The following is a 24,242-nucleotide window of genomic DNA, read 5'->3' as shown; positions in this document are numbered from 1 at the left end:
ATTCAAGCGTCCAGAAAACTGGACGCTTTGTCAAATCGGTGGTCTACTTCTTGTGTCACCCAATCCCCTTGGAGGTCCCGATGTCCGCCGTCATCGCGCAGATCGTGAAACTGCTCGACGAGCACTACGTCTTCCCCGAGGTCGCCGCCGAGCTCGGCGCGATCCTCACCGCCGCGGCCGCCGAGGGCCGCTACGAGGGCGCCGACGAGGCCCGCCTCGCCGAACTCGTCACGACCGACCTGCAGTCGGTCAACGGCGACCTCCACCTGCGCCTCAAGTACAGCGAGGCCCTGCTGAGCGAGACCCACGACGACGAGGAGACCCAGCTCCGCCAGATGGCGGAGTGGGCCGACCTCACGTGCGGCGGCGTCGCGAACGCGCAGCGCCTGCCGGGCAACATCGGCCTGCTGGCGATCGCGCCGCTGTTCTTCCCGCCGTCGGTCGCGGAGGTCCGCCTCACCGCGGCGATGCACCTGCTCGCCGCCACGGACGCCCTCATCGTCGACCTGCGCGAATGCCTCGGCGGCGACCCGACCATGGTCGCCTGGGCCTACAGCTTCTTCACCGGCGTCGAGCCCGTGCAGCTCTCGGGCATGGCCCGGCGCGACCCCGACAAGTTCACGCAGCTCTGGACCTCGCACGTGCCCCTCCCGAAGTTCGGCGGCACCAAACCGATGTGGGTGCTCACGAGCGAGCGGACCTTCTCCGGCGGCGAGGCCCTGAGCTTCGACCTCCAGGAGCACGGCCGGGCGGTCGTCGTCGGCGAGCGGACCCGGGGCGGCGCGCACCCGCGCGACGGCTTCAAAGTGGACTCGCACCTCGAGGTCACGATCCCGATCGCCCGCTCGGTCAGCCCGATCTCGGGCGGCAACTGGGAGGGCACCGGCGTCGTCCCGGACGTGCCGACCGCCGCGGCCGAAGCCCTGACCGAAGCCCACCGCCTCGCTCTCGAAGCCGTGGGCTCCCTTGGCGCCGAAGGCTTCCGCGCCCAGGTCGCCGCCGAAGCCGCCCGCGCGCTGCGCGAGCTGGAGGGCGAAAACCGCAGCTGACGCCGTCGCGCCGCGCGATGGTGGGAGGATACTGCCCATGCTCGGGCTTGAACTCGTCGTCGTGATCGGCGCGGCGCTCGTCGCCTGCCGGATCGGCGCGCAGCGCACGGGGATCGCCGCCCCCGTCCTGCAACTCGGCGTCGGCGTCCTCCTCGGCCTCATCCCGGCCTTCGGGGCGCTGGAGCTGCCGTCCGAGGTGGTCCTGCTGCTGTTCCTGCCCGCGCTGCTGTGGTGGGAGGCGTTCAACACCTCGCTGCGCGAGATCCGCCGGTACCGGCGCGGCATCTTCCTCACCAGCACCATCCTCGTCGTGCTCACGGCGGGCGCGATCGCCGCGACCGCGCACGCGTTCGGGCTCCCCTGGGGCCCGGCGTGGGTGCTCGGCGCGGCGCTCGCGCCCACGGACGCCACCGCCGTGAACGTCGTTTCGCGCTACCTGCCCCGCCGCCAGCTCATGGTCCTGCGCGCCGAGAGCCTCGTCAACGACGGCACTGCGCTCGTCGTCTTCGGCCTCGCCGTCGGTGTGGTCGTGGGGGAGCAGCACCTGAGTGCCGTGCACGTCGGCTGGGAGTTCATCGTCTCCTACGCGGGCGGCATCGGCGCGGGCGTGCTCTCGGCCGTCCTCTGGGTCATGGTGCGCCGCAAGGTGACCGACACGATCACCGCGAGCACGATCTTCTTCCTCATCCCGTTCACCGGTTACCTCCTCGCCGAGCTCATCCACGCGTCCGGCGTGCTCGCAGCGGTCGCGGCCGGGCTCATCGTCAGCCAGACCAGCCCGGTCTACGGCAGCGCCCCGGCCCGGCGGCAGGTCTTCGCGACCTGGGGCTTCGCCACGTTCCTGCTCAACGGCGCCCTGTTCGTCCTCATCGGCATCGAGTCGCAGGCCGCCGTGCGCGGCATGGAAGGCGCGGACCTCCGCCAGGCCCTCGGCCTGGTCGTGGCGACCGCCCTCGTGATGGTCGCGGTGCGCCTCGCGTTCCTGTACATCTCCGCGTACCTGATCCGCCTGATCGACCGGCGCCCGAAGCAGCGGCTGCTGCGGGTGAGCAACCGGTCCCGCTTCGTCGCGGGCCTCTCGGGCTTCCGCGGCGCGATCTCGCTGGCGATCGCGATCGCGGTGCCGACCACGCTCGACTCCGGCGCGCCGTTCCCCGCCCGCGACACGATCGTGTTCGTGACCTTCGGCGTCATCGTCGTGATGCTCCTGCCCGCGATCTTCCTCCCGGCGGTCATCCGCTGGGCCCGGCTGCCCGCCGACACCGAGCCGGACGAGGAGCTGCACTACGCGCGGCTGCGGACCTCGAACGCCGCCGCCGAGGCCCTGCCGCGCCTCGCCGCCGAACTCGACGTGCACGCGGACGCCTTGTCCCGCTTGCAGACCGAGATGCGCGAGCACCTCGACCTCCTCGAGGCCGACCCCGACGAGGACGGGGACGGCACGGTGCCGCGGGTGCACGGCGACTACGACCGGCTGCGCCTCGCGGTCATCGCCGAGAAGCGCACGGTCCTGGTGCGGCTGCGCAACGAGCGGCGCATCGACGACGCCGTGCTGCGCCAGATGCAGTACAGACTCGACATCGAGGAGATGCGCCTGCTCGAAGACCCCGACCAGGACGACTAGGCGCGGCTCGAGGACCACCACGTCGACGGCGAGGCCGCCGTGAAGCCCAGCTTCTCGTACAGCGGCACGCCCAGTTTCGAGGCGGTGAGCGTGACCGGCACGCCCGCCAGCGGCTCCAGCGAACCGAGCATGACGGCCCGGCCGACGCCCCGCGAGCGCGCGGCCTCGGTCGTGCCGACCCAGTAGTGGCTCGCGAAACCGTTGGCCTCCACCGTGACGCACGCCCCGGCGACCTCGCCGTCCACATGCGCGACGAAGAGCGCGACGCCGGGCTCGTCGAGGATCGCCTTCGGGAACATCTCGCCGGGCCGGTACGGCTCGAAGCGGCCCAGGCCGAAGCTCTCGATCACGGCCCGCTCGGCCCCCAGCAGCTCCGCTTCCTCCCGGACCCGTTGCACCGCAACGGCGGGCGCGTCCACCGCGCCGGGCAGGCGCAGCATGATCGGCATCTGCCACGACCCCACGCCCAAGTGCCCGAGCGCGGTCGAGCTGAACGGGTCCTCCATGTCGACCGGCCCGGCCGCGCCGTGCACCAGCTCCGCGATCGCCTCCAGCTCGTCCCCAGTGAGGTCAGGTTCCTGAAGCAGCACACGCAGGCCCGCGCGCTCATCGCCGCGCACGGCCAGGAACGCGCGGTCGCGGATCACCTCGTGCCCGCGCGAGCGGCCGGTCGCGGCCCAGAACGCGGCGGAGTTGCGGGCTTGGAGCCGCGGCGCGTCCGCGAGCGCCGGCGACAGGGGAGCGGTAGTGGTCGGATTCGTCATGCCCGCAACGATGCCCTGAACGCCGGCGCTTCGCAACGCCTACCCCGGGACGACCAGTTGCAGGTGCTGATCGGCCAGTCCGATCGCGACCTGCTGGCCCCACGTGACCGTGAGGTGGTCGGACTCCACGCCGTCCGCGAAGACCACGAGCCGTTCGCTCTCGCAGACCAGCCGCAGCTCCTCCCCGGCGTGCAGCATGCCCGCCGTCAAGGTCGCGCCCGTCGACGGCGACGGCCAGGCCTCCCTGACGAACCACGAAAGCGACGGCGCCTCCGGTGTGGGCAGGCCCCGGCTCCAGCCGCGGTCGGCCGCGATCGACGCCGTCCAACCCGTCGCCCCGGTGCCCGTGCCGACCAGGACGCCCGAGGACGACTGCCGCTCCTCCCGACCGTCCGCCCCGATCAACCGGTAGCGCGCGGACTGGTGCGTGCCGTGGCCCGCGTACACCTCGTTGAGCCCGGCCAGCACCTGCCCGTCGTCGAGCCGCGCGGTGACCATCGACAACCGCTCCACGGTCGCCGCGTTCGCGGCCGCCGCCCGGAGCGCCGCGCCGATCGCCTTGGCGCGGAACCGGATCAGCACGCCCGGGTTCCGCCCCGGCTCAGGGTCCACCCCGATCACCGGCTGGCCCGAGAGGTATTTCGACAGGTTCGCCACGAGGCCGTCCTGCCCGACCGCGACCACGATGTCCTCGGGCCCGAACAGGAACCGCGGCAGGTCCTCCCGGTCCACCCGGCCCCGGCGCCAGTCGGCCGGGACCGCCGCGTCCACAGTGGTGAGCGCCGCCAGGAGCGCCTCGTGCCGCGCCGCGACCTCGTTCAGATCCCGGCCGCGCTGGCGCAGGAAGTGCTCGGCCGCGGCGCGGGTGCCGTGCCGCACGAGCAGTTCGTCCAGCTCGCTGCGGCGGCTCACGACCACCACCCGGGGTGCCAGGGTCGCGCTCATCGCGGCCCGTCGGCGAGGCGCGAGAGCGTCCCGGTCAGCAGGTCCGGGGTGATCGTGATCTGCCCGATCTCCGGCAGCTGGCCCGCGAGCTCCCGCAGCGCCAGACCCTGCAGGACCGAGGCCGGCAGGTCCCGGTACGCGGCGAGGCGGGCCGCCTCCGCTTCGGCCTCGGCCGCGCCCACGACCCGAACCTTGTCGGCTTGAGCCGAGGCGAGCGTGCGCTCCCGCTCGGCCTCGCCTTGGGCCGCAGCGAGTCCGGCGGCGGCGGACAGCTCGGCCTGCCGTCTCGCGTTGGCGCCCTTCTGTTCGACGAGCTGCTGCTCGCGCCGGGCCAGCTCGATCTTGTTCTGCAGCTCGTTCTCGGCGATCGCGCGCTCCTGTTCGACGGCCTGGGCCCGCCGCGAGTAGGTGGCCTTGTCCGCGTCTTGCTGCACCGCTTCACGGGTCGGGGTCTGCAGCGAGCGCTCCAGCTCCGGTTCGGGCCGCACGGCGACGACGCGGGCGCTGACGACGGCCACGCCGATGTCGGCCAGCCGGGCGTCCTCGGCGAGTGCCGCGGCGACGTCCTCGCGCAGTTGCGGCACGGCGCTGGTGAGCGCCTCGGCCAGCGGCAGCCGGGCGAGCAGGTCGATCGCGGGCTGCTGCGCGAGCTCGGTGAGCAGGGTCGCGACCTGGTCGAGCGGCCGGGCGCGGGCCTGGCCGCGGTACGGGTCGACGGAGAAGTCGAGCCGCGTGGCGGCCAGCGCCGGGTCGTCGATCCGGTAGGTGACGGTCGCCTGGACGGTCACGTCGGCGAAGTCGGCGGTGCGGGCGTGGAACATCAGGGGCAGTTCGCGGTCGTCGACGGGCACTTCGGACAGTACGGCGACCAGCGGGCGGTACCAGAACGACTGGCTCGTGCCCTCGCGCACGGTGCGGCCGCGCTTCTGGCACCGGACCCAGACGGTGGGGGTGCCGCGCAGGTGGCGCAGGAACAGGAGCTTCGTGACATCGGCCATCGGGGTGGGCCTCCTTTTTTCTCGTCATTCTGACGATAATCCATATGATACCTTATCGTCAAGGTGGTGATAATGAGTTATCCGGTGTTCGCCGTCACTGTCGACCTCGTGGTCCTCACGGTCCGCGATGGCGAGTTGAACGTGCTTCTGGTGCAACGGGGCATCGAGCCCCACCTCGGCCGCTGGGCGCTGCCCGGCGGCTTCGTCCTCGCCGACGAGGACCTCGACGCGGCCGCGAAACGCGAGCTCGCCGAGGAGACGGGCCTCGACGGCCCGGCCGGCCACCTCGAACAGCTCGGGAGCTACGGCGCCCCCGACCGCGACCCGCGCGGCCGCGTCGTCACCGTCGCCTACCTCGCGCTCCTGCCCGACCTCCCCACGCCCACAGCGGGAACCGATGCGGCAGCGGCGGCCTGGACGCCGATCGGCAAGCTCGGCCTCGCCTTCGACCACGACCGCATTCTCGCCGACGGCATCGAACGCGCCCGCTCCAAACTCGAGTACACGCCCCTCGCGGCGGCGTTCTGCCCGCCCGAGTTCACCATCGCCGCCCTGCGGCAGGTCTACGAAGCGGTCTGGGGCGAGGAACTCGACCCGCGCAACTTCCACCGCAAGGCCACTTCTACGCCCGGCTTCGTGGAATCGACCGGCCATTCGACGGAGGGCGAACCCGGCCGCCCCGCCCGCCTCTACCGCCGCGGCGACGCCGTCCTCCTCAACCCCCCGATCCTCCGCCGCAAACCCAATGGCTGAGCGGCCCGCTCCGGAGCTACTGTCCACGAGTGACCCCACCGGACCCTGCGCAGCGGCTGTCCGCCGCCCTCAACCGCCTCTACGCGGCCTTCGCCCACATTCCGCGGCCGACCGCGATCGAGGCCTGCCCGCACTGCTGGACCAACCGCGACACGGCGGCGCTGCTCGCACCGGTGCCGTTGCGCGACATGACGGCTGACATGTTGCGGCGGTACGCTGCGAAAGCACTGACGACGGTCGGCACTGAAGCCGACTTCCGCTACTTCGTACCGCGACTCCTGGACATCGCCTGTACGACCGGCTTCGACCACCCGAATCTCGAGATCCTGCTCGACCGACTGCGGCTGGCGGAGTGGACCCGCTGGGGACCCGCCGGGCAGGACGCGATCCGTGATCTGCTGCAGGTCCGCAGGGCTGCGGCGCTGTCAGAGTCGCAGAACGATGTTGAAGACATGTTCGGCCAAGAAGAAGCGCGAGCGATGATCGACGTGATCGACGACTTCCTGGGGCCGCGCGGAACGCCGACGGATGCTTAGTCCAGGCGGAGTTTCTCGACCATTCTCGGGTAGTCGCCGAAGGCGTCCTCCACCTGCTGCGGGGTGAGGCCGTAGCGGCCGAGCTCGTATTCGTGCTGGCGGCCGATGCCGGGGCGGGCGAGGACGGAGTCGAGGGTGCGGGCGTCGGCCTCGGTCCACTTGGCGCCCAGGCGTTCGTAGAGGAGCGGGACCTTGTCGTGCGGCTCGGCGGCGAGCCACGGGTAGGGCACGTCCACGAAGGAGGAGCGCGGCCAGTCGACGCGGGCCTTGCGGGCGCGGTCGATCGCGGTGGCCTGGATGCGCAGCCAGGTCGCGCCGATCGCATGCAGGTCGGGATTGCGCTCATGCATGACCTGCGAGGACTCCACGAGCGAGCACAGCGACCCGAGCACCGTGATCGGGTCGCGATGGGTCCACACGATGGTCGCGTCCGGGAAGACCTTGCGGATCTCCGGCAGGTGGTCGAGGTGCATGGGGGACTTGAGGATCCAGCGCTTGCGCTCGCGCCCGTACTGGAGCACCTGCAGCGCGACCTTCAGATACTCGTAGTCGGGCAGGGTGTCGCGCTGCTCGATCCACTCGTAGTACTTCGGCATGTGGACCCGCGCGATGTGCTGGGTGCCGTGCGGCAGCAGGTAGTTGCACTCGTCAGGCTTCTCGGCGTTGAGCGGGTGGATCACCTTGAACGCCGGGGCGAGGCGCATGAAGGTGCCGACCAGGCGCTCGGTCTGCTTGATGCGGCGCCGCCTCGCCTCCTCGCCGCGGTCGATGTCCGTGAACATCCACTCCCACAGCGCGGGGCCGCGGTGGTCGGCGGACTTGGCGATGATGTTGTGCGCCAGGGTCGTCGCGGTGCGGGGGAGTCCGACGATGAAGACCGGCTTCTCGATCGGCTCGGCCGCGATCTCGGGGTGCTCGGTGACGAGGCGCTGCACGCGGAGGCGGTTCTCGATGCGCAGGCGCAGGTCGCCCTGGACGCTCTGCCAGCCCATCGGGCTCAGCCGCGGGCTCTCGGCGAAGCGGCGGTTGAGGACGCGCATGCCGTCGAGGAACTCCTTGACGGCGGCGCGGTCGCCTCCGGTGGACCGCTCGGCCTTGGCGACGATGCCGTCGAAGACCTTGTCGGGACTGCGGCGGCCGGCCATGGTGGGCTGCAGCAGCACGTTGAGGACGCTCGTGGTCATGGACTTGCGGCGCATAGGGGTTGCTTCCCGTCCGTGAGGGGTCGAATGCGCGCCATTCTCGCATAGCCGCCGGTCCGGGTCCAGTACTGCCGGATCGTCCGGCCCGTCGCACCTCTGTGGCGCATCGCCCGAATGTCTGGTCAATGATATTGCGCCCCTTGCGCTATAGCTCGTCAGTCTTTATGCTGAATCATCATATTGAAGGTGATCGATAACAGTATGTCGGTCACGCACGGATGGGAACACCGCATGACCCCCGCACCTCCCCACGCCCGCAACCGGTTCCGACTCCTCGCGCTCGCCGCGCTGGCCGCGCTCGCCCTGCTCCTCAACCCGTTCGCGGCCCCGGCCCAGGCCGATTCGCCGGCCGATGCCGTCGAGGCGCGCCAGAGCACCATCACCTGGACGCTCGTGCGCGCCCAGAACCCGACCGCCGACCAGCAGGACGCCTACAACCGCATCACGGCCGCGATGAACGCCGCCGTCGCCCGCTACAACAACCTGAGCGACCTCGGCAAGAACATCACCGTCCACTACGAGCCGAGCGTCCCCACCGCCGACGGGAACATCAACGGCACCATCCGTTTCGGCGCCAAGGCCTCCATGAACGAGCGCACCGCGCTCCACGAGATCTCCCACACCATCGGCGTCGGCACCAGCAGCCGCTGGGGCGCGCTCGGCTGCGGCGGCACCTACAACGGCGCCCAGGCCACCGCCCTCGTGCGGCAGTACGACGGCTCGAGCGCGGCCATCAAATGCGACGGCTCGCACTTCTGGCCCTACGGACTGAACTACGACAGCGAGTTCTCCCAGACCAACGCCGACCGGCACGTCGAGATCGTCGAGGCCATGGTCCGCGACGGGCTCTGACGGCGACAGTGCCCATGCGGTACGTTCCGTCGATGAGCACCACTTCCACCACCGAGGCGGCCCGCTGGTTCAGCGAGGCCGCCTCGATCACGGTCCTCACCGGCGCGGGCGTCTCCACCGACTCCGGCATCCCCGACTTCCGCGGCCCCCAAGGGGTCTGGACGAAGAACCCGGCCGCCGAGAAGCTCTTCACCATCGACAACTACCTCGCCGACCCCGAAGTCCGCCGCCAGGCCTGGGCCGCCCGCCTCAAGAGCCCGCTCTGGACCGCGGAGCCGAACACCGCGCACCGCGCCCTCGCCGACTTCGCCCGCACCGGACGACTGCGAGCCGTCATCACCCAGAACACCGACGGCCTCCACCAGGCCGCCGGCTCCGAGCAGGTGATCGAGCTCCACGGCACCGCCCGCGAAGCCGCCTGCCTCGATTGCGGCGCGCGCGGGCCGATGACCGACGTGCTGCCGAGAATCGAAGCGGGCGAGACCGATCCGCCCTGCCTCGTCTGCGGCGGCATCTTGAAGTCCGCGACCGTCTCCTTCGGCCAGCAGCTCGACGGCGAGGTCCTGGACGCCGCGATCGACGCGACCCGCGAAGCGGACCTGTTCGCCGCGATCGGCACGTCCCTCGGGGTCTATCCGGCCGCCGGACTCTGCGACTACGCGCAGGCGCACGGCGCGCGCCTGGTGATCCTCAACGCCGAGCCGACTCCGTACGACGAGGTCGCCGACGCGGTGCTGCGCGAGCCGATCGGTGAGGCACTGCCGCGGCTCCTCGGTGTCTGAGCCTGCCGCGCCACGCGTTGTGAGCCCGCGGCGCCTCGTGTCTTGCGCCTGCGGCGCTTCGTGTCTTGAGCCTCCGGATCAGCGCGATTCGAGCAGGCCGCGCACGTACATGGCCTGGCCCGTGTGCTGCTGATTGTCGTTGACGACGCTCACCAGCCGCACCCCGAGCGTCACCGCCGGGTCCCAGCGGGTGTCGACGATCCGGTCGAGATCGGCCGCCGCGAGCGTCGAGACGTAGCCGAGCGTCGCCTCGTGCACGGCGTCGTAGTACGCCAGCAGCTCGCTCGCCTTGATGCCGCTGACCTGCTCGACCTGCTCGCTCGTGTGCCCGTACCCGATGTCGCGGGGTTCGAGGCTGAGGGAGAACCGGTCGTGCCAGCCGTCGCCAGTCCAGGTCTGCTCGCGCCCGGCCACATCGGCGACGTGGTCGTCCTGGACCCGCGCGATGTGCCACACCAGCCACCCGATCGAGTTCGCCGCGGGTCCTGGCCGCGCGTCCAGGTCCTCCTGCGAGAGGCCGTCCAGGACCGCGTGCACTTCCTCCTGCACTCTCGAGAACGCGTCCGCGAAGACGTCGCTGACCTCCATGAGCTCTCCTCTTCCATAGCCGCCGTTGGTACCTCGTCCATCCTCGCACCGCCGTCCGGCCACGTCCGCGGAGCAGGGCGATCAGGGTCCGGCGATGCCGTCGGCGGCGGCGAGCACCCGCGCGGCCTGTTCGAGCACTGCGGTCCAGGACGCCGGGACGGCGTCCTCACCGCAGTAGGCGCCGCAGATCCCGGCGGTCATCGCGGCGATGGTGTCCGTGTCGCCGCCGAGGCCGATCGCCTCCTTGATCGCGGCCCTCGGATCGTCCGGATGGCGCAGGAACACCGCGATCGAAGCGGGCACGGCGCCGAGCGCGGTGGCGTCGCACCGGAACCGCTCGCCGATGGCGCTCGCGGGCCCGTCGATGAGGCTCGGGACGGCCTGCAGGTCGGCCGCGAACGCCGCGGTGGCAGTGCGGGCGGTGATCTGCTCGATGAACTCGTTCGCCTGCGGGCGTTCGGTTCCCGGCGTGTTCGCGGCGATGGCGACGGCCAGCGCCTGGGCGACCGCGCCGTCGATGCCTTCGGGGTGGACGTGTGAGACGAGGGCTGAGGTCACGGCCGCGGCTGCCACGTCGTCGAGGTTGCGGCCGGGGAGCAGTCCGATCGGCGCGACGCGCATGGCCGCACCGTTGCCGAGCGACCCGGCGCCGTCGAACACGGCCCTCGCTGCCGACTGCCAGGGCGTCCCTGCGGCGATCTGCGCGAGCATCGTCACCGCGCCGGGGCCGTACCCGCGGGACGGTTCGGCGGCCCAGGCCGCGCCGAACGCGGCGGCGAGCGCGTCCATGTCGATCCGGCCCTCTTGCGCGGCAAGGTGTTCGGCGAGGACCAGCATCTGCGCGGTGTCGTCCGTCCACTGCAGCGGCACCTTCGGTCGGTCGACGGCGGCGGCCACGGCCTCGGGGTCGAGGCCGCGGTGGCCTTCGAAGACGGAGCCGATCGCGTCCGCGCAGGCGGCGAGCAGCAGCGACCCGCGCGCCCGGGACCGCCAGGACAACGATGCGGCCATGCCGTTCCTCTTCTCAGTCATGGTGCGCCGACTGTATCGCTGCGGGGCAAGCGGACTAGCCGCGTTTGAGGACCGCCGCGCCGGTCGCCCAGAGGGCCGCGGCGGAGCCGAAGCCGGCCACCGCCCCGGCGAGCACGACCCCGCCGGGACCGGCGGCGATGCCGGCGATGCCCGCGATGATCATCGCGTACCCGGTCCAGCGGTACTTCGGTTCGTCGAAGGCCGGGGCGAGCGGGATGAAGTGCGCGCCGACGATGGCCGCGATGGTGCCGGGAAGGAACGCGGTGAGGTCCAGGGCGCGGAGGACGAGGATGGCGGCGACGATGAGGACGACCTCGAAGCCGATCCAGATCCCGTACCGCCGCGCCCAGTCCTTCGGCAGCTCGCGCGGCCGCTCCCGGGCCGATTCGACGCGGGGGACCGCGACGACGAGCCCGATGCTGACGGCCGCGGCGAGCGCGAGCCCGATCCAGTAGGGCGCGCCGTCGCCGAGCTGGCCGGCGCCGCCGATGAACCAGCCGAGTCCGAAGAACGCGCAGATCGTGACGCCGTTGCGGCGCATGTCGCGGCTCATCTTCTCGGGGGCGGTGAAGGTCTCCATGGTCCTATTGTGGCGGAACGTGACCGCTGTTCGCATTGAGGAGGCTCTTGAGTGCTTCGGCGAACTGCGTCGGGCGATCGACCGAGCCGAGGTGGCCTCCGGGCAGTTCGGCCACGGGGAGGCCGAGCCGGGACGCCAGGGCCGCCGTGGTCTGGAACGGCAGGTCCTTGTGGGAGTCGACGCCCACGGCGAGGACGAGCCGTTCGGCTTGGGCCGCAAGGGCGGGCAGGTCCGGTTCGTAGCCGGTGAACGGGACCAGCATGTGCCCCAAGAAGACCGGCTGCAGCTCGCCGAGGCGGCCGAGGAGTTCCAGCAGTTCCGGGTTGGGCGGTTCGGGTGCGGTGTCGGCGTAGCCGTCGGCCCAGGTGCCGAAGCGCCGCAAGGCTGGAGCCTCGAATCGGATGTCGGTGTCGACCATCGTGGCGGTAATGGTCACCGCCGCCTCGGCGAAGTCCTCCGCGCGAGCCGATGCGCGCACCGATGCCATCTCGGCCCGCAGGCGCTCGGCCTCCGGCAGCAGGTTCATCAGCGGCGGCTCGTGGACGACGGCGAGCCGTACGTGTCCAGGGTGGTGCGCGAGCAGTTCGAGCGTGGTGATGGCGCCGGAGCTGAAGCCGACGACTATCGGTGCTTCCTCGAAGAGCGCGTCGATGACGGCGACGGCGTCTTCGGCGTGGACCTTCGGATGCTGCTCGCCGAGCACGGTGCCTGGCTTCTGCTGCGAGGCAACGCGGCTGCACATGGTGACCACGTCGTAGGTGTCCGCGAGCCGGGTGGTGAGTCGTTCGAGGACCCCGCCGTGCCCGGAGCCGCCGGGGATGAACAGCAGCGGCGGGCCTTCGCCTTTCCGCTCATAGTCCACAGTGGCGTCATTGAGTTCGATGGTGCCGTTCGGCATGGGGTTGCTCCTGTCTGGGTTCATATCCGCGACCATTCGGTCAGGGTGTGGTGGAGCGCGTCGACCGCGCGCCGCCACGACGCGTCCAGGGACCGGTCGGCGGTGAACCCGCCGGTGGCCTCCAGATCGCTGAAACCGTGGAAGGTGCTGCGCAGCAGGCGAACCGCGTCCGTCGCGTCCGGTTCGGGCAGGTCGTAGCCGCGCAGCAGCGCGTAGCAGGCCTCGATGATCCGCGCGACCCCGGTCGAGGCCGCGAGCCGGTCCGGCGCGATCGGGTGCCGGGTGGCGGCGTAGCGCCCCGGATGCCCGGTCGCGAACGAGCGGTACGCGTCCGCGAACGCGGTCAGGGCCGCGTGCCCCGAGCGCCCGGCCACGGCCGAGCCGAGGACCTCGCCCCACTCGTCGTGCGCGAGCAGCGCCACGCCCTCCATGAGGTCGGAGAGCCCGCGCACGTGGGTGTACAGGCTCGCGTCGCGCACCCCGAACCGCTTGGCCAGCACCGCGAGTGTGAGGTGCTCGAAGCCGATCTCGTCGGCGACGTCCGCGGCGGCGGCGATCAAGGCGTCACGGGTGAGTCCTACACGCGGCATGGTTTCCTAACCTTCCTAGGTTTTATCCTAAGATACCTAGGATGCGCCGCGCCGCCAACCCGTTTTCGACTCGCTCGGTTCAGCCCTGCTCCGCCAGCGCCTCCTGCAGGAGCCGGGCCGCCTCCGGGAACCGGTCCGGGGCCGGGCCCGAGAAGTTGGCCCGCACGTACGGCCCGGCCGGCTCGGCCGGGAACCACTCCGTCCCCGGCGCGATGAGCAGCCCCCGCGACTCGCAGTCCCGCACCAGCCGTTCGGCATCGGTGCCGTCGGGCAACCGCAGCCACAGGTTGAACCCGCCCGCGGGAACATGTTCGAGCCGCACCCCCGGCGCGTGCTCCAGCAACGCGTCCACCAGCAGATCCCGGCGCAGCCGCACCTGGTTCCTGAAGCCGCGCAGATGGTTCCGCCACCCCGGCTGCGTGACCACGTCCAGCGCCGCGGTCTGCAGCACGCCGCTCACGTACATCGCCTCCGAGCCCTGGTCGGCCGCGATCCGGTCCCGCACCGGCCCGCGCGCGACGACCGCCGCCACCCGCAGCGCGGGGGAGACGCTCTTCGTCAACGACCGCAGGTAGATCACATGCCCGCTGTCGTCAAGGGCCGCAAGCGGAGCCGGATCGGCGTCGATCGCCAGGTCATACGCCCAGTCGTCCTCCACCAGGAACGCCCCGTGCGCCCGCACGACCTCCAGCAGCTCCCGCCCGCGCGAAGGCGACCACTGCACGCCGGTCGGATTCGCGAACGTCGGCTGCGCGTAGAACGCCCGCGCCCCCGACTGCCGGAACGCCCGGTCCACCTCCTCCGGGGCCGGACCCTCAGGGCCGCTCGGGACCGGCACCAGCGTGAGCCCCGCCTGCTCCGCGCCGAGGATCGCGCCCCAGTACGTGGGCGACTCGATGAGCAGTGGCCGCCCTGGACCCACCACCGCCCGGAACACCGAACCGAGCCCGCTCTGACTGCCCGACACGATCATCACGTCACGGCCCGTCGGCGCGGCCACCCCGGCCGGCGTCATCGCCCCCAGCTCCGCCGCGAACCACGCCTGCAGCTCCGACAGCCCCCGCACCGGCGAGCGCGTCAACGCCGCCTCCGACTTCGCCGCCCGCGCCAGTGCCCCCCGCACCATCCGCTCCGGCAGCAGATCCCGGTCCGGGTAACCCGAATGCAGACTGATCGCGTCCGGCGCCGCCGACCGCTGCGTCGAGGACACCACCGGCAGCCGCGCGTGCGGCGACCCCAGTGCCGCCGTCTGCCACCCGAAGTCGACCGTGCGCGGCGCCCGCACCGCCCGCACGAACGTGCCCACCCCCGGCCGACTCTCCACCAGCCCAAGGGCATTGAGCGCGTGCATCGCCTTCTGCACCGTCACCGGGCTCGCCCCGTACTCGGCCATCAGCTCCCGGTTCGTCGGGACCTTCGCCCCCGCCGGGGCGGCCGCGATCCACGCGCGCAGGCCGTCCACGATCCGCTGAGTGCTACCATTCGACATGAGTACAGAGAGTAGCACTATCGTCGGTGCGCGGCCCGCGCTATCGCAGCGCGCGGGCCTGTGGTGGGGCCTCCTCGGCGTCCTGGCGTTCTCCTTCACCCTCCCGTTCACCCGCGTCGCCGTCGAAGGCCTCTCGCCCCTGTTCATCGGCGCGGGCCGGGCCGTCATCGCCGCGATGCTCGCGGCGGTCGCGCTGGCCGCGACCCGCCAGCGCCTTCCCACTGCGGCCCAATGGGGTCGGCTCGCACTCGTGGCGGGCGGCGTGGTCGTGGGCTTCCCGATGCTCACCTCGTACGCGCTCACCACCTCGTCCGCCGGGCACGGCGCGGTCGTGGTCGCGCTGCTCCCGGCGGCGACGGCGATCATGGCGGTGCTGCGGGTCAAGGAGCGCCCGGCGGCCTCGTTCTGGACGTTCGCCGGCCTCGGCGCGGCCGCCGCGATCGGCTTCGCGGCCTTGCAGAACGGCGGCCTCGGCTCCCTCGGCGTCGCGGACCTGCTCTTCTTCGGCGCGGTCGCCGCCGCCGCTGTCGGCTATGCGGAGGGCGGCCTGCTCGCGCGCGAACTCGGGTCCTGGCAGACCGTCTCGTGGACGCTCGTCCTCGCCGCTCCGGTCATGATCGCCTTGGGCGGCATCGCGATAGCGCAGGAGCCGCCGTCGGCGACGCCCGTGCAGTGGCTCGCGTTCGCGTACCTCGCGGCCGTGAGCATGTACCTCGGGTTCTTCGCCTGGTACCGCGGTCTCGCGATCGGGCCGATGGCGCAGGTCAGCCAGGTGCAGCTCACGCAGCCGGTGATGACCATCGCCTGGGCCGCGCTGCTGCTCGGCGAACCGCTGACCTGGTCCACTGTGGCGGGCGGGCTGGCCGTGATCGCTTGCGCCGGTTTGGCCGTGCGCGCCCGCCTCGCAGGGGTCAGGCCGAGGACGGCCGCCCGTACGCCTCGAGCAGCCGCAGCCAGATCTCACTGACCGTCGGATAGGACGGCACGGCGTGCCAGAGCCGGTCGAGCGGGACCTCGCCCACGATCGCCGTCGTCGCCGCGTGCAGGAGCTCGGCCACGTCCGGGCCGACGAAGGTCACCCCGATCATCACGCCGCGGTCCTCGTCCACGATCATCCGCGCCGCGCCCTGGTAACCGTCGCGGGTCAGGCCCGCGCCCGCGACCCCGCCGAGGTCGTAGTCGACCACGCGGATCGACTTGCCTTGCGCGCGAGCCTGATCGGCGGTCGGGCCGACGGCCGCGACCTCCGGGTCGGTGAACACGACCTGCGGTACGGCGTCGTGGTCGGCGGTGGCCGCGTGCGCGCCCCACGGCGCGTCGTCGACCGGCCGGCCCGCAGCGCGGGCCGCGATCACGTCGCCCGCCGCGCGCGCCTGGTACTTGCCCTGGTGCGTCAGAAGGACCCGCCCGTTGACGTCGCCCACCGCGTACAGCCAGTCGAACCCGTCGACCCGCAGCGTGTCGTCGGTGGCGAGCCGCCTGCCCGGTTCGAGCCCGACCGTCTCCAGGCCGAGGTCGGCCGTCGCGGGCGTGCGCCCGGTCGCGACCAGGACTTCGTCGGCGGTGATCGGCCCGGCGGTGGTCTCGATCCGCACGCCGTCGCCGGTGCGGTCGACGCGCGATGTCTCGGTGTCCGTGAAGATCTCGACGCCCTGGGACCGCAGCGACTGGGCCACGCGCTCGGCCGCGAAGGGCTCGACGCTGCCGAGCAGCCCGCCCTTGGCGATGACCTTGACCGTTGCGCCGAACCCGGCGTAGGCGGTCGCCATCTCCAGCGCGACCACGCCGCCGCCGATGATCGCGAGGCTGTCGGGGATCTCGGTCGCGCTCGTCGCCTCGCGGCTCGACCACGGTTTCGCCTCGTACAGGCCGGGAATGTCCGGCAGGTTCGGCACCGAGCCGGTGGCGACGGCGACCGCGTGCCGGGCCCGCAGCACCGTGGTGCTCCCGTCCTCGGCCGTCACGGTGACCTCGCGTTCGCCGCTCAGCCGGCCGCGCCCGCGCACGAGACCGATGCCGGCGCTCTCGAGCCAGCTCACCTGGCCGTCGTCGGACCAGTCGCTCGTGAAGGAGTCCCGCCTGCGGAGCACCGCGGCGACATCGAGGTCCCCGGTCACGGCCTCGGCCACGCCGGGCAGCGCGCGGGCCGCGCTCAGGACCTGGACCGGGCGCAGCAGTGCCTTCGAGGGCATGCACGCCCAGTACGAGCATTCGCCGCCCACGAGCTCGTTCTCGACGATCACCGTCTCGAGCCCGCCCTTGACCGCTCGGTCGGCGACGTTCTCGCCCACCGGCCCGGCCCCGATCACGACCAGGTCGACCTCACGTACCTCGGCTGCCATCCGCCCGCCCCTTCCGATGCGTCCCAAAGGCGAAGCCTACGCGCCTCGCGATCCGCGCGATGCCCTTCCCGCCGGAGGCCTCGCTTACCATGTGGACGGCCGCCCCCGCACCCCTTGGAGCCCTTCATGACCCGTCCTCAGCGCCGGAGACGCCGCCTGCCGTGGCTCGCCGGCGGCGCGATCGTCCTCTCCCTGGCCGTGATCCTCGGGACCGCGCTGTACCTCGTCCGCACCGATGAACACACAGAGCGGGCCGATCGTGAAGCGGCCGAGGAGCAAGCTGAAGTCGCGCCGGCCGAGGTCACCACGGAGCTGTGCGGTGCCTTCGACGCCAGCGGCATCCGCGACGTCGTCCCCGAGACCGACACCGGCCGGACCGACGCCGACATCGGCCCCGACCCGGACAACGCCGAGATCGAGACCACCCTGACCTGCTGGTGGGGCGACCAGGAGCAGTGGACCGGGTGGGTGCTGGCCCGGTTCTGGCCCACCGAAGAAGCCGCCGCCGAAGCGGTCGACGACGACCGGGCCGGCACCGACGGGGCCGGATACGAGACCGGCGACTACACCGGCGGCTTCTCGGCCGTGATCCCCCAAGAGGACGGCCGGGAGCTGCTCGGCCTGATCACGGCGAACGGCAGGGTCGAGGCGCACGCGTACGCGTTCCTCGACCCCGCCGTTCACGACGAAGACGCCCTGTGGACCGCCCTGGACGACCTCCAGGGGCAGTGCAAGGACGTCTTCGCCCCGTTCGCCTACTAGGTGTCTAGGCCGCCGTCCAGTCCGCGTGAGCGGTGAACGGCACCAGCTCCGGACGCTCGATGGCGGTCCGGATGTCAAGCCGCCCACCGGTCTCGGCCGAGCGCAGCAGCGAGGTCATGACCTCGAGGACGTGCAGCGCCAGCGCACCGTCCGCCCGCGGTGCCCGCTCCCCGGTCGCGCGGGCCATGTCGAGCAGGCCCACGCCCCGGCCCGACTCCGCGAACCCCGCGCTGGGGTCGAGCACGTGGCGCTCCCCGTCGATCCGGTGCAGCGTCACCTCGCCGTCGAAGTGGTTGGGGTCGGGCACGCCCACGTTGCCCTCGGTCCCGTGCACCTCGATGTTCGGCGCCTTGGTCGCGTGCCCGTCGAAGCTCATCACGAGGGTGCTCAGCGCGCCGCTCGCATGCTCGAGGATGCCCGTGACGTGCGTGTCGATCGAGACCGGGACCTGTTCGCCCGCACGCGGACCGGAGCCGATCAGGCGCTGGTCGCGCGAGCGGCTGGAGGCGCCCGTGACCGAGACGACCGGTCCGAGCAGGTGCACGAGCGCGGTCACGTAGTACGGGCCCATATCGAGCAGCGGCCCGCCGCCCTCGGTGTAGTAGAAGTCCGGGTTCGGGTGCCACACCTCGTGGCCGCGCGCGATCATCGTGGCGGTCGCGAACGTGGGAGTCCCGATGTCGCCCTTGTCGATCGCGGCCCGCGCGGTCTGGATCCCGGTGCCCAGCACCGTGTCCGGCGCGCAGCCGACCCGCACGCCCGCCGCGTCCCCGGCCTCGACCACACGCTGGGCGTCCTCGAAGACGGCCGCGAGCGGCTTCTCGCCGTACACGTTCTTGCCCGCCGCGATCGCCCGCAGCGCGATGTCCGCATGGGCCACGGGGATCGTCAGGTTGAGGACCGTGTCCACCTCCGGGTGCGCCATGAGCTCGTCGACGCCCAGCGCCACGGCGCCGGTCTCCTCGGCGACCTCGGCCGCGCGCGCGGCGTTCAGGTCCGCGACGGCCGCGATCCGGATCCCCGGGCAGGCCGAGAACGTGTTGAGGTACTGGCCGGAGATCGCTCCCAGGCCGACTATGCCGATACCGTGCGGGTCGCCCACAGCATGCCCCTCTCCATGATCGTGCGGACGTTGGCGTCTTCGAGGATGTCGACGCTGTGGCCGGGGGTGGCGACCATGATGCGGCCCTCGCCCCACAGGCGCGTCCACACGGCCGGGGAGGTGATCGGCCGGTGCCACGGGTGGTACGGCTGCACGGGGTGCGTGGTCGTGGCGAGCACGTCGATGAGGTCGTCGTGCAGGACCCAGTACTGCTCGGTGTCGAGCTCGAAGTCCTCGAGGCCCTCGGTGACCGGGTGCTTCCGGCCGAGGTCGGTGATCTCGACCGTGTACTTCAGGTAGTTGTCCTCCTGGGCGCCGCAGCAGAGGCTCGGCTCCTTGGAGGGGTGGGTCGCGAACTGGCCGCCGATGAGCTGCAGGTAGTCCGAGTTGTTCCGGTAGGAGTCGGCGATGCCGCCGTGCCAGCCCGCCATGCCGGTGCCGGCCGCGATCGCCGCGCGCAGGCCCTTCAACTGGTCGTGGCTGATCTCCGACATCGTCACGCTCTGGACGATGAGGTCGGTCGCGCCGAGGACCTCGGCGTCGGCGTACACCTCGGGGGACTCCTCCACGCGCACTTCGTAACCGTTGTCGCGCAGGAAAGGGAGAAACAGTTCAGTCGCCTCGACCGGCGCGTGCCCCTCCCATCCGCCTCGGACGACCAGCGCTCTTCGCTCGCTCATATGGTTCCTTCGCCGGTGCTCTACACCGCTTGTCGTTTCGCTTTTGATGCCTCGCCGATCGACCGTAGCCGATGCGGGGAGCGACCGCAACGGCCTTCCCGGTCGCAATCGCTTTACCGAGACATATAAAAAGTTTCCGACCCTTGACGCGGTGTCGGAACGACCGCGGAACGCACGCGAAACGGGGCCTCGGACCGGTGCGGGATCCGAGGCCCCGAGCTCGCACACCCGCCTAACGCGGGTCCGCCACGGTCCACGCGTGCTCGCCCGAACCGACCTCCTCCGGCTCACGCCCCGGCAGCACCACCCGCGCACTCGTATTGGGCGGCACCGTGACCCGCACGGCCAGCACGCCGTCACCCGCCTCCCAGCGCACCGTCGCCCGCCCGTACGGCGTCTCATGCTCCGTCGCCGCCCAGTCGATCCCCGCGAGCGGCACCGGCGCCACCAGCATCCGCCGGTACCCCGGCTCCAGCGGCGCCAGCCCCGCCAGCGTGCGGTGCATCCAGTCCGCGATCGCCCCGAACGCGTAGTGGTTGAACGAGGTCATCTGCCCCGGGTTGATCGTGCCGTCCTCCAGCATCGAGTCCCAGCGCTCCCAGATCGTCGTGGCGCCCATCGTCACCGGGTACAGCCACGACGGCACCCCCGTCTGCAGCAGCAGCGCCCGCGCCGTCGCCGCGTGGCCCGTGCGCACCAGCGCGTCCTGGATCAGCGGCGTGCCCACGAAGCCCGTCCCGATCCGGTGGTCCGCCTTCGCGACCAGCGCCGCCAACCGCTCCCCGAGCCGCGCCAGCAGCTCCGGCTCCGTCGCCAGCTCGAACATGATCGCCAGCGCGTACGCCGTCTGCGCGTCCGAGACGATCCGGCCCGCCGGGGTCACGTACTCGCGCAGCCACGCCGCCCGCACCTCCTCGGCATAAGCCTCGTAGCGCTTCGCGTCCTCGTCCAGGCCGAGCAGCCGCGCCGCGGCCGTGACGAGCCGGGCAGAGCGGAAGAGGTAGGCGCTGGCGACGATGTCGTGATCGGTCTTGGCCTGGCCGGGCTCGTCCGGCGGGGCGTTCGGATCGAGCCAGTCGCCGAACTGGAAGCCGCCCTCCCAGAGCCGGCGCTCGCCCGCGAGCGCGGCGACCTGGTCGACCCAGCCCTTCATGCTCGGGTACTGGCGTTCGAGCACGCCGCGGTCGGCGTACCGCTCGAAGAGCACGGAGGGCACGACCGCGGCGGCGTCCGCCCAGGCCGCGGCCGGGGTCTTGGCCCATTCGAGCACGCTCGGCACGATGAACGGGACTCCGCCGATGGCCTCCTGCTCGAGCGCGAGGTCTTCGAGCCACGAGGCGAGGAACCCGTCCGCGTCGAACAGGTAGGACGCGGTCGGCGTGAAGACCTGGATGTCGCCGGTCCAGCCGAGGCGCTCGTCGCGCTGCGGGCAGTCCGTGGGGATGGACAGGAAGTTGCCTCGCATGCCCCAGACGACGTTCTCGTGCAGGCGGTTGAGCTGCGGGTGCGAGGAGTCGAACCAGCCGGTGCGGTCCATGTCCGAGTGCACGACGACGGCGGTGACGTCGGCCGGGTCGAACTCGCCGGGCCAGCCCTGGATCTCGGCATACCGGAACCCGTGGAACGTGAACGCGGGCTCCCAGGTCTCGACTCCATTGCCCGCCAACGTGTACCGGTCGGTGGCCTTGGCGTGGCGGAGCGGGCGCACGCCGAGTTCCCCGTGCTCGAGGACTTCGGCGTGGCGCAGCACGACGGTGTCGCCTTCGCGGCCGGAGACGCGGATGCGCAAGTGGCCCACGAGGTTCTGCCCGAAGTCGAGCACCGTCCGTCCACTGGGAGTGGTGATGACCTCCGCGACCGGCAGCTCCTTGGTGGCCCGCACGGGCGGTGCGGTGCGCGGCACGGGCGTGATCGCCTTGGCGGTGTCGGTGCGGGCGTCGAGCCAGGCCGCGCTCGCGAAAGCACTGTCGTCGAACCCGGGCGTCGACCAGCCGGGCATCGCGCGCCGCGCGTCGTAGTCCTCGCCCGCGTAGATCCCGCTCGCGGTGACCGGCCCGTCGGCGGTCGCCCGCCAGCCGCCGTCGCCCGTGGCGATGACTTCCGTCGCGCCGTCATCGTATTCGAGCACGAGCTGCGCCGCGAAGCTCGGGTATTTGCCGTAGAACGGCTTGGCCTCGCCGTGGAAGCCGAAGCCCTCGGTGTACCAGCCGCCCGCGAGCGCGGCGCCCATCGCGTTCGGGCCCACCGTGAGCAGTGCGGTGACGTCGTTGGTCTCGTGCACGAGCCGGCTCTTGTACGCGGTCCAGCCGGGCTTGAACCGCTCGTCGTCGACGGCGACGCCGCCGATCTCGACCTGGAACAGCCCGCGCGCGGTGCTGTACAGCGTCGCGGCCTGGAGTCCTTGGCGGACTTCGAACTCGCGGCGCAGCAGCACGGGCTGCCCGATGTCGGCGGGCTCGGGCACGGTGAGGAACTTGGCCCGCCATTCGCCCTCGGCGAGGAATCCGGCGCGGATCTCGAGCGGGGTGCTCCAGTCCGAGGCCTGGCCGTCCGCGCCGTGGACCCGCACGCGCAGGCTCCCGCGCTCGCGGGGGAGCAGTGACTCGAACGGCCACTCGACGAACACGGACTCGGGCCCTTCGACGCGGGCGACGGCGGCGGCCTCGCCTCGCCGCCATTCGATGTCGGCGCCCGCCTGCGTCCAGCCCCGCGCGGTCGTCTCGGTCTTCCATGAGAGGCGCGGGCGGCTCGTGCCGGTGAACGGGGAGTCCGTGCGGTACTCGGCGCGGACACTGTGGACTGATGGGTGCATTCGGTGTCTCTCCTGGTTCCTAGCCGGTTTCGGCGATGCTTGCGAGCTGTCAGTCAGCCCTTGACCGCGCCGGAGGTGAGTCCGGCGACGATCTGGCGGTTGAAGAAGGCGTACATGATGAGCGGCGGGACGGTGATGAGCAGGATGTCCATGAACAGCAGGTTCCACTGGGTCGTGTACTGGCTGCGGAAGTTGTAGAGCGTCAGCTGCACGGTGGCGTGGTCGTCGCCGGGCAGGAAGTACAGCGGGTTCTGGAAGTCGTTGAAGACCGCCACGGCCTGCACGATCACCACGGTCCAGATCACCGACCGGAGCAGCGGCAGGATGACCTGGAAGAACAGGCGCACCGGCCCGGCCCCGTCGATCACGGCGGCCTCGTCGACCTCGCGCGGGATCGTGGCCACGAACGCCCGGAAGAGCAGGACGCAGAACGAGAGTCCGTACGCCACTTCGATGAGCACGAGTCCCGGCAGGGTCCGGAACAGTCCGAGCCCCTGCAGCACCCAGATCGTGGGCACCACCGCGGGCGGGATGATGAGCCCGGCGAGCACGAGCGCGTTCGCCAGCGGCGTCCACCGGTTGGGCCGGCGCTGCATCACGTACCCGACCATGGCCGCGAGCACGACCATGAGCACGATGCTCGCGACGGTGAGGATGGTGCTGTTCACGAACGCGGCGAGCAGCATGTAGTCGCGGGCCTGCACGACGGCGAGGAAGTTCTCCCAGATCGCCCACTCGCTCGGCAGCGAGAACTCGCGCAGCGCCGCCTCGCCGCGGGTCTTGGAGGCGGTCAGGACGATGAACGCGAACGGCACGAGGAAGACCACGGCCGAGAGGACGATGGCGATCAGGCCCGAGGCGACGCCTTTGGTGCGCTTCACCGCTCGACCTCCTTGCGGCCCATGAGCCAGTAGAGCGGCACCATCACGGCGCTCACGAGCAGGAACAGCACCACGTTCCCGGCGCTGGAGAGGCCCCAGAACCCGGCCTGGTACTGCTTGAAGATCACCGAGGCCACCACGTCCGAGGTGAACCCGGGGCCGCCCTGCGTCATGGTCCAGATCAGGTCGAAGGACCTGAGCCCGCCGATGAGGGACAGCACGATCACGGTGGAGGTGGCGGGCCACAGCAGCGGCAGGATCACGAACCGCAGGTTCTGGCACGAGCTCGCGCCGTCCACTTTGGCGGCTTCGAAGTACTCCTGCGGGATCGCCACGATCCCGGCGATGTAGATGAGCGTCGCCAGGCCCACGCCCTTCCAGACGTCCACGAGGGCGACGGAGACGAGCGCGAGGTTCGGGTCGGTGAGCCACCCGGGCCCGTCCACGCCGATGACCGCGAGGGCCCGGTTGATGAGGCCGTCCGAGGGGTCCATGAGCACGGCGAAGGTGACGCCGATGCCGACGGTGCTCACCAGGACGGGGAAGAACACCACGGACCGCAGGTACCCGCGGGCGATGATCTGCGAGGTGAGGAACACCCCGAGCAGGAGCCCGAGCACCACTTTCAGGCCGGAGGTCAACGCGCCGTAGATCAGCGTGTTGACGAGGCCTTGGAAGAGGTAGGGCTCGCGGAAGAACAGCGCGAAGTTCTCGAAGCCGATGAACTCGGCGCCGGAGAGGTTCCAGCGGGTGAACGCGAAGTAGAGCGAGGCGACGGTGGGGACGATGAACAGGACGCCGTACACGGCGGCGGCGGGCAGGTAGAACCACATCGGATAGTGGCGGCGGGGGTCGCGCCGGCGTTCGCGCGGCGCGCTCAGGGCGGTCGTGGTCATGGTGAGGCTCCTTGGGAAGCACCGCGCCCGGTCTCCCGGGCGCGGCCGTCGAATGGTCCAGCGTTTACTCCGGTTCGGGGAAGCG

Annotated in this window: 24 protein-coding genes; 8 read left to right on the top strand and 16 right to left on the bottom strand. The window is 71.5% G+C overall.

Annotation, left to right across the window (positions count from 1 at the left end; translation table 11 throughout):
• Nucleotides 1-80 precede the first annotated feature (80 nt).
• The gene (locus O2L01_RS00715; protein WP_270119535.1) at nt 81-1,049 is read left to right on the top strand and encodes a S41 family peptidase; all 969 of its coding nucleotides are present in this window, start codon (nt 81-83) and stop codon (nt 1,047-1,049) included.
• 37 nt (nt 1,050-1,086) lie between these two features.
• Nucleotides 1,087-2,673 carry a Na+/H+ antiporter gene (locus tag O2L01_RS00710; RefSeq protein WP_270119534.1) on the top strand — a complete coding sequence of 529 codons (1,587 nt, stop codon included), beginning with the start codon at nt 1,087-1,089 and terminating at the stop codon, nt 2,671-2,673.
• Here O2L01_RS00710 and O2L01_RS00705 read toward each other — a convergent pair.
• The 3 genes from O2L01_RS00705 to O2L01_RS00695 are packed head-to-tail and all read right to left on the bottom strand — an operon-like array spanning nt 2,670 to nt 5,380.
• Nucleotides 2,670-3,437, bottom strand: a complete 768-nt coding sequence (locus tag O2L01_RS00705) for a GNAT family N-acetyltransferase (RefSeq protein ID WP_270119532.1) — start codon at nt 3,435-3,437, stop codon at nt 2,670-2,672. The two genes, O2L01_RS00710 and O2L01_RS00705, sit on opposite strands and share 4 nt — an antisense overlap.
• Before the next feature lie 39 nt (nt 3,438-3,476).
• Nucleotides 3,477-4,382 (bottom strand): hypothetical protein, encoded by a 906-nt coding sequence (locus tag O2L01_RS00700; protein ID WP_270119530.1) that lies wholly within the window; start codon nt 4,380-4,382, stop codon nt 3,477-3,479.
• Nucleotides 4,379-5,380 carry an SPFH domain-containing protein gene (locus tag O2L01_RS00695; RefSeq protein WP_270119528.1) on the bottom strand — a complete coding sequence of 334 codons (1,002 nt, stop codon included), beginning with the start codon at nt 5,378-5,380 and terminating at the stop codon, nt 4,379-4,381. The genes O2L01_RS00700 and O2L01_RS00695 overlap by 4 nt, the downstream gene beginning before the upstream one ends.
• Nucleotides 5,381-5,452: 72 nt before the next feature.
• On the opposite strand from O2L01_RS00695, the gene O2L01_RS00690 reads away from it, so the two are divergent.
• On the top strand, nt 5,453-6,133 hold the full coding sequence (locus tag O2L01_RS00690) for an NUDIX hydrolase (protein ID WP_270119526.1): 681 nt from the start codon (nt 5,453-5,455) through the stop codon (nt 6,131-6,133).
• A gap of 29 nt (nt 6,134-6,162) precedes the next feature.
• A complete protein-coding gene (locus tag O2L01_RS00685) occupies nt 6,163-6,669 on the top strand; it encodes a hypothetical protein (protein ID WP_270119525.1) in 507 nt (168 codons plus the stop codon).
• Here O2L01_RS00685 and O2L01_RS00680 read toward each other — a convergent pair.
• Nucleotides 6,666-7,868: a sulfotransferase family protein gene (locus O2L01_RS00680; protein WP_270119523.1), complete on the bottom strand. Its 1,203-nt coding sequence runs from the start codon at nt 7,866-7,868 to the stop codon at nt 6,666-6,668. The two genes, O2L01_RS00685 and O2L01_RS00680, sit on opposite strands and share 4 nt — an antisense overlap.
• A gap of 234 nt (nt 7,869-8,102) precedes the next feature.
• Between O2L01_RS00680 and O2L01_RS00675 the strand changes: the two genes are divergently transcribed.
• Together O2L01_RS00675 and O2L01_RS00670 are read left to right on the top strand one after the other, a co-directional pair.
• A complete protein-coding gene (locus tag O2L01_RS00675; RefSeq protein ID WP_270119522.1) occupies nt 8,103-8,723 on the top strand; it encodes a hypothetical protein in 621 nt (206 codons plus the stop codon).
• Nucleotides 8,724-8,755: 32 nt separating this feature from the next.
• Nucleotides 8,756-9,505: an SIR2 family NAD-dependent protein deacylase gene (locus O2L01_RS00670; protein WP_270119521.1), complete on the top strand. Its 750-nt coding sequence runs from the start codon at nt 8,756-8,758 to the stop codon at nt 9,503-9,505.
• Between the two features lie 78 nt (nt 9,506-9,583).
• On the opposite strand, the gene O2L01_RS00665 is transcribed toward O2L01_RS00670, so the two are convergent.
• The 6 genes from O2L01_RS00665 to O2L01_RS00640 all read right to left on the bottom strand — a co-directional run bounded on the left by O2L01_RS00665 (nt 9,584) and on the right by O2L01_RS00640 (nt 14,682).
• The gene (locus O2L01_RS00665) at nt 9,584-10,093 is read right to left on the bottom strand and encodes a mycothiol transferase (RefSeq protein WP_270119519.1); all 510 of its coding nucleotides are present in this window, start codon (nt 10,091-10,093) and stop codon (nt 9,584-9,586) included.
• Between the two features lie 81 nt (nt 10,094-10,174).
• Nucleotides 10,175-11,125 carry an ADP-ribosylglycohydrolase family protein gene (locus O2L01_RS00660; RefSeq protein WP_270119518.1) on the bottom strand — a complete coding sequence of 317 codons (951 nt, stop codon included), beginning with the start codon at nt 11,123-11,125 and terminating at the stop codon, nt 10,175-10,177.
• Nucleotides 11,126-11,159: 34 nt separating this feature from the next.
• Nucleotides 11,160-11,705, bottom strand: coding sequence for a hypothetical protein (locus O2L01_RS00655; RefSeq protein ID WP_270119515.1), 546 nt, complete (start codon nt 11,703-11,705; stop codon nt 11,160-11,162).
• Between the two features lie 4 nt (nt 11,706-11,709).
• On the bottom strand, nt 11,710-12,603 hold the full coding sequence (locus O2L01_RS00650; protein WP_270119513.1) for an alpha/beta fold hydrolase: 894 nt from the start codon (nt 12,601-12,603) through the stop codon (nt 11,710-11,712).
• 20 nt (nt 12,604-12,623) lie between these two features.
• Complete coding sequence (locus O2L01_RS00645; protein ID WP_270119510.1) at nt 12,624-13,193, bottom strand: TetR/AcrR family transcriptional regulator; 570 nt, start codon at nt 13,191-13,193, stop codon at nt 12,624-12,626.
• A gap of 79 nt (nt 13,194-13,272) precedes the next feature.
• Nucleotides 13,273-14,682 carry an aminotransferase-like domain-containing protein gene (locus O2L01_RS00640; protein WP_270119507.1) on the bottom strand — a complete coding sequence of 470 codons (1,410 nt, stop codon included), beginning with the start codon at nt 14,680-14,682 and terminating at the stop codon, nt 13,273-13,275.
• On the opposite strand from O2L01_RS00640, the gene O2L01_RS00635 reads away from it, so the two are divergent.
• Nucleotides 14,681-15,649 carry a DMT family transporter gene (locus O2L01_RS00635; protein WP_270119505.1) on the top strand — a complete coding sequence of 323 codons (969 nt, stop codon included), beginning with the start codon at nt 14,681-14,683 and terminating at the stop codon, nt 15,647-15,649. The two genes, O2L01_RS00640 and O2L01_RS00635, sit on opposite strands and share 2 nt — an antisense overlap.
• Here the strand turns inward: O2L01_RS00635 and O2L01_RS00630 are convergent.
• Entirely contained in the window at nt 15,594-17,024 is a 1,431-nt protein-coding gene (locus O2L01_RS00630) for a dihydrolipoyl dehydrogenase family protein (protein ID WP_270119504.1), read from the bottom strand. The genes O2L01_RS00635 and O2L01_RS00630 overlap by 56 nt on opposite strands.
• Before the next feature lie 126 nt (nt 17,025-17,150).
• On the opposite strand from O2L01_RS00630, the gene O2L01_RS00625 reads away from it, so the two are divergent.
• Complete coding sequence (locus O2L01_RS00625; protein WP_270119501.1) at nt 17,151-17,786, top strand: hypothetical protein; 636 nt, start codon at nt 17,151-17,153, stop codon at nt 17,784-17,786.
• 4 nt (nt 17,787-17,790) lie between these two features.
• On the opposite strand, the gene O2L01_RS00620 is transcribed toward O2L01_RS00625, so the two are convergent.
• From O2L01_RS00620 to O2L01_RS00600, 5 genes are all read right to left on the bottom strand, one after another.
• Nucleotides 17,791-18,888, bottom strand: coding sequence for a Gfo/Idh/MocA family protein (locus O2L01_RS00620; RefSeq protein ID WP_270119499.1), 1,098 nt, complete (start codon nt 18,886-18,888; stop codon nt 17,791-17,793).
• On the bottom strand, nt 18,861-19,568 hold the full coding sequence (locus O2L01_RS00615) for a ThuA domain-containing protein (RefSeq protein ID WP_270119498.1): 708 nt from the start codon (nt 19,566-19,568) through the stop codon (nt 18,861-18,863). The genes O2L01_RS00620 and O2L01_RS00615 overlap by 28 nt, the downstream gene beginning before the upstream one ends.
• Before the next feature lie 232 nt (nt 19,569-19,800).
• Nucleotides 19,801-22,380, bottom strand: a complete 2,580-nt coding sequence (locus O2L01_RS00610; RefSeq protein WP_270119497.1) for a family 78 glycoside hydrolase catalytic domain — start codon at nt 22,378-22,380, stop codon at nt 19,801-19,803.
• 53 nt (nt 22,381-22,433) lie between these two features.
• Nucleotides 22,434-23,261: a carbohydrate ABC transporter permease gene (locus O2L01_RS00605; RefSeq protein ID WP_270119493.1), complete on the bottom strand. Its 828-nt coding sequence runs from the start codon at nt 23,259-23,261 to the stop codon at nt 22,434-22,436.
• Entirely contained in the window at nt 23,258-24,157 is a 900-nt protein-coding gene (locus O2L01_RS00600) for a carbohydrate ABC transporter permease (RefSeq protein WP_270119490.1), read from the bottom strand. The genes O2L01_RS00605 and O2L01_RS00600 overlap by 4 nt, the downstream gene beginning before the upstream one ends.
• Between the last annotated feature and the right edge of the window lie 85 nt (nt 24,158-24,242).

It is taken from the genome of Glycomyces lechevalierae (assembly GCF_027622945.1).
Classification (GTDB): domain Bacteria; phylum Actinomycetota; class Actinomycetes; order Mycobacteriales; family Micromonosporaceae; genus Glycomyces; species Glycomyces rutgersensis.
Note: the sequence above shows the minus strand (reverse complement) of the source record. Positions and strands in the feature narration are given on the sequence as shown.

Excerpts from the sequence above, each read along its gene's own strand:
- O2L01_RS00655 (WP_270119515.1), bottom strand. The coding sequence starts at position 11,705 with ATGGAGACCTTCACCGCCCCCGAGAAGATGAGCCGCGACATGCGCCGC.
- O2L01_RS00700 (WP_270119530.1), bottom strand. The coding sequence starts at position 4,382 with ATGAGCGCGACCCTGGCACCCCGGGTGGTGGTCGTGAGCCGCCGCAGC.
- O2L01_RS00690 (WP_270119526.1), top strand. The coding sequence starts at position 5,453 with ATGAGTTATCCGGTGTTCGCCGTCACTGTCGACCTCGTGGTCCTCACG.
- O2L01_RS00680 (WP_270119523.1), bottom strand. The coding sequence starts at position 7,868 with ATGCGCCGCAAGTCCATGACCACGAGCGTCCTCAACGTGCTGCTGCAG.
- O2L01_RS00650 (WP_270119513.1), bottom strand. The coding sequence starts at position 12,603 with ATGCCGAACGGCACCATCGAACTCAATGACGCCACTGTGGACTATGAG.
- O2L01_RS00675 (WP_270119522.1), top strand. The coding sequence starts at position 8,103 with ATGACCCCCGCACCTCCCCACGCCCGCAACCGGTTCCGACTCCTCGCG.
- O2L01_RS00705 (WP_270119532.1), bottom strand. The coding sequence starts at position 3,437 with ATGACGAATCCGACCACTACCGCTCCCCTGTCGCCGGCGCTCGCGGAC.
- O2L01_RS00645 (WP_270119510.1), bottom strand. The coding sequence starts at position 13,193 with ATGCCGCGTGTAGGACTCACCCGTGACGCCTTGATCGCCGCCGCCGCG.
- O2L01_RS00630 (WP_270119504.1), bottom strand. The coding sequence starts at position 17,024 with ATGGCAGCCGAGGTACGTGAGGTCGACCTGGTCGTGATCGGGGCCGGG.
- O2L01_RS00695 (WP_270119528.1), bottom strand. The coding sequence starts at position 5,380 with ATGGCCGATGTCACGAAGCTCCTGTTCCTGCGCCACCTGCGCGGCACC.
- O2L01_RS00615 (WP_270119498.1), bottom strand. The coding sequence starts at position 19,568 with ATGAGCGAGCGAAGAGCGCTGGTCGTCCGAGGCGGATGGGAGGGGCAC.
- O2L01_RS00600 (WP_270119490.1), bottom strand. The coding sequence starts at position 24,157 with ATGACCACGACCGCCCTGAGCGCGCCGCGCGAACGCCGGCGCGACCCC.
- O2L01_RS00640 (WP_270119507.1), bottom strand. The coding sequence starts at position 14,682 with ATGTCGAATGGTAGCACTCAGCGGATCGTGGACGGCCTGCGCGCGTGG.
- O2L01_RS00670 (WP_270119521.1), top strand. The coding sequence starts at position 8,756 with ATGAGCACCACTTCCACCACCGAGGCGGCCCGCTGGTTCAGCGAGGCC.
- O2L01_RS00710 (WP_270119534.1), top strand. The coding sequence starts at position 1,087 with ATGCTCGGGCTTGAACTCGTCGTCGTGATCGGCGCGGCGCTCGTCGCC.
- O2L01_RS00665 (WP_270119519.1), bottom strand. The coding sequence starts at position 10,093 with ATGGAGGTCAGCGACGTCTTCGCGGACGCGTTCTCGAGAGTGCAGGAG.
- O2L01_RS00660 (WP_270119518.1), bottom strand. The coding sequence starts at position 11,125 with ATGACTGAGAAGAGGAACGGCATGGCCGCATCGTTGTCCTGGCGGTCC.
- O2L01_RS00715 (WP_270119535.1), top strand. The coding sequence starts at position 81 with ATGTCCGCCGTCATCGCGCAGATCGTGAAACTGCTCGACGAGCACTAC.
- O2L01_RS00625 (WP_270119501.1), top strand. The coding sequence starts at position 17,151 with ATGACCCGTCCTCAGCGCCGGAGACGCCGCCTGCCGTGGCTCGCCGGC.
- O2L01_RS00635 (WP_270119505.1), top strand. The coding sequence starts at position 14,681 with ATGAGTACAGAGAGTAGCACTATCGTCGGTGCGCGGCCCGCGCTATCG.
- O2L01_RS00610 (WP_270119497.1), bottom strand. The coding sequence starts at position 22,380 with ATGCACCCATCAGTCCACAGTGTCCGCGCCGAGTACCGCACGGACTCC.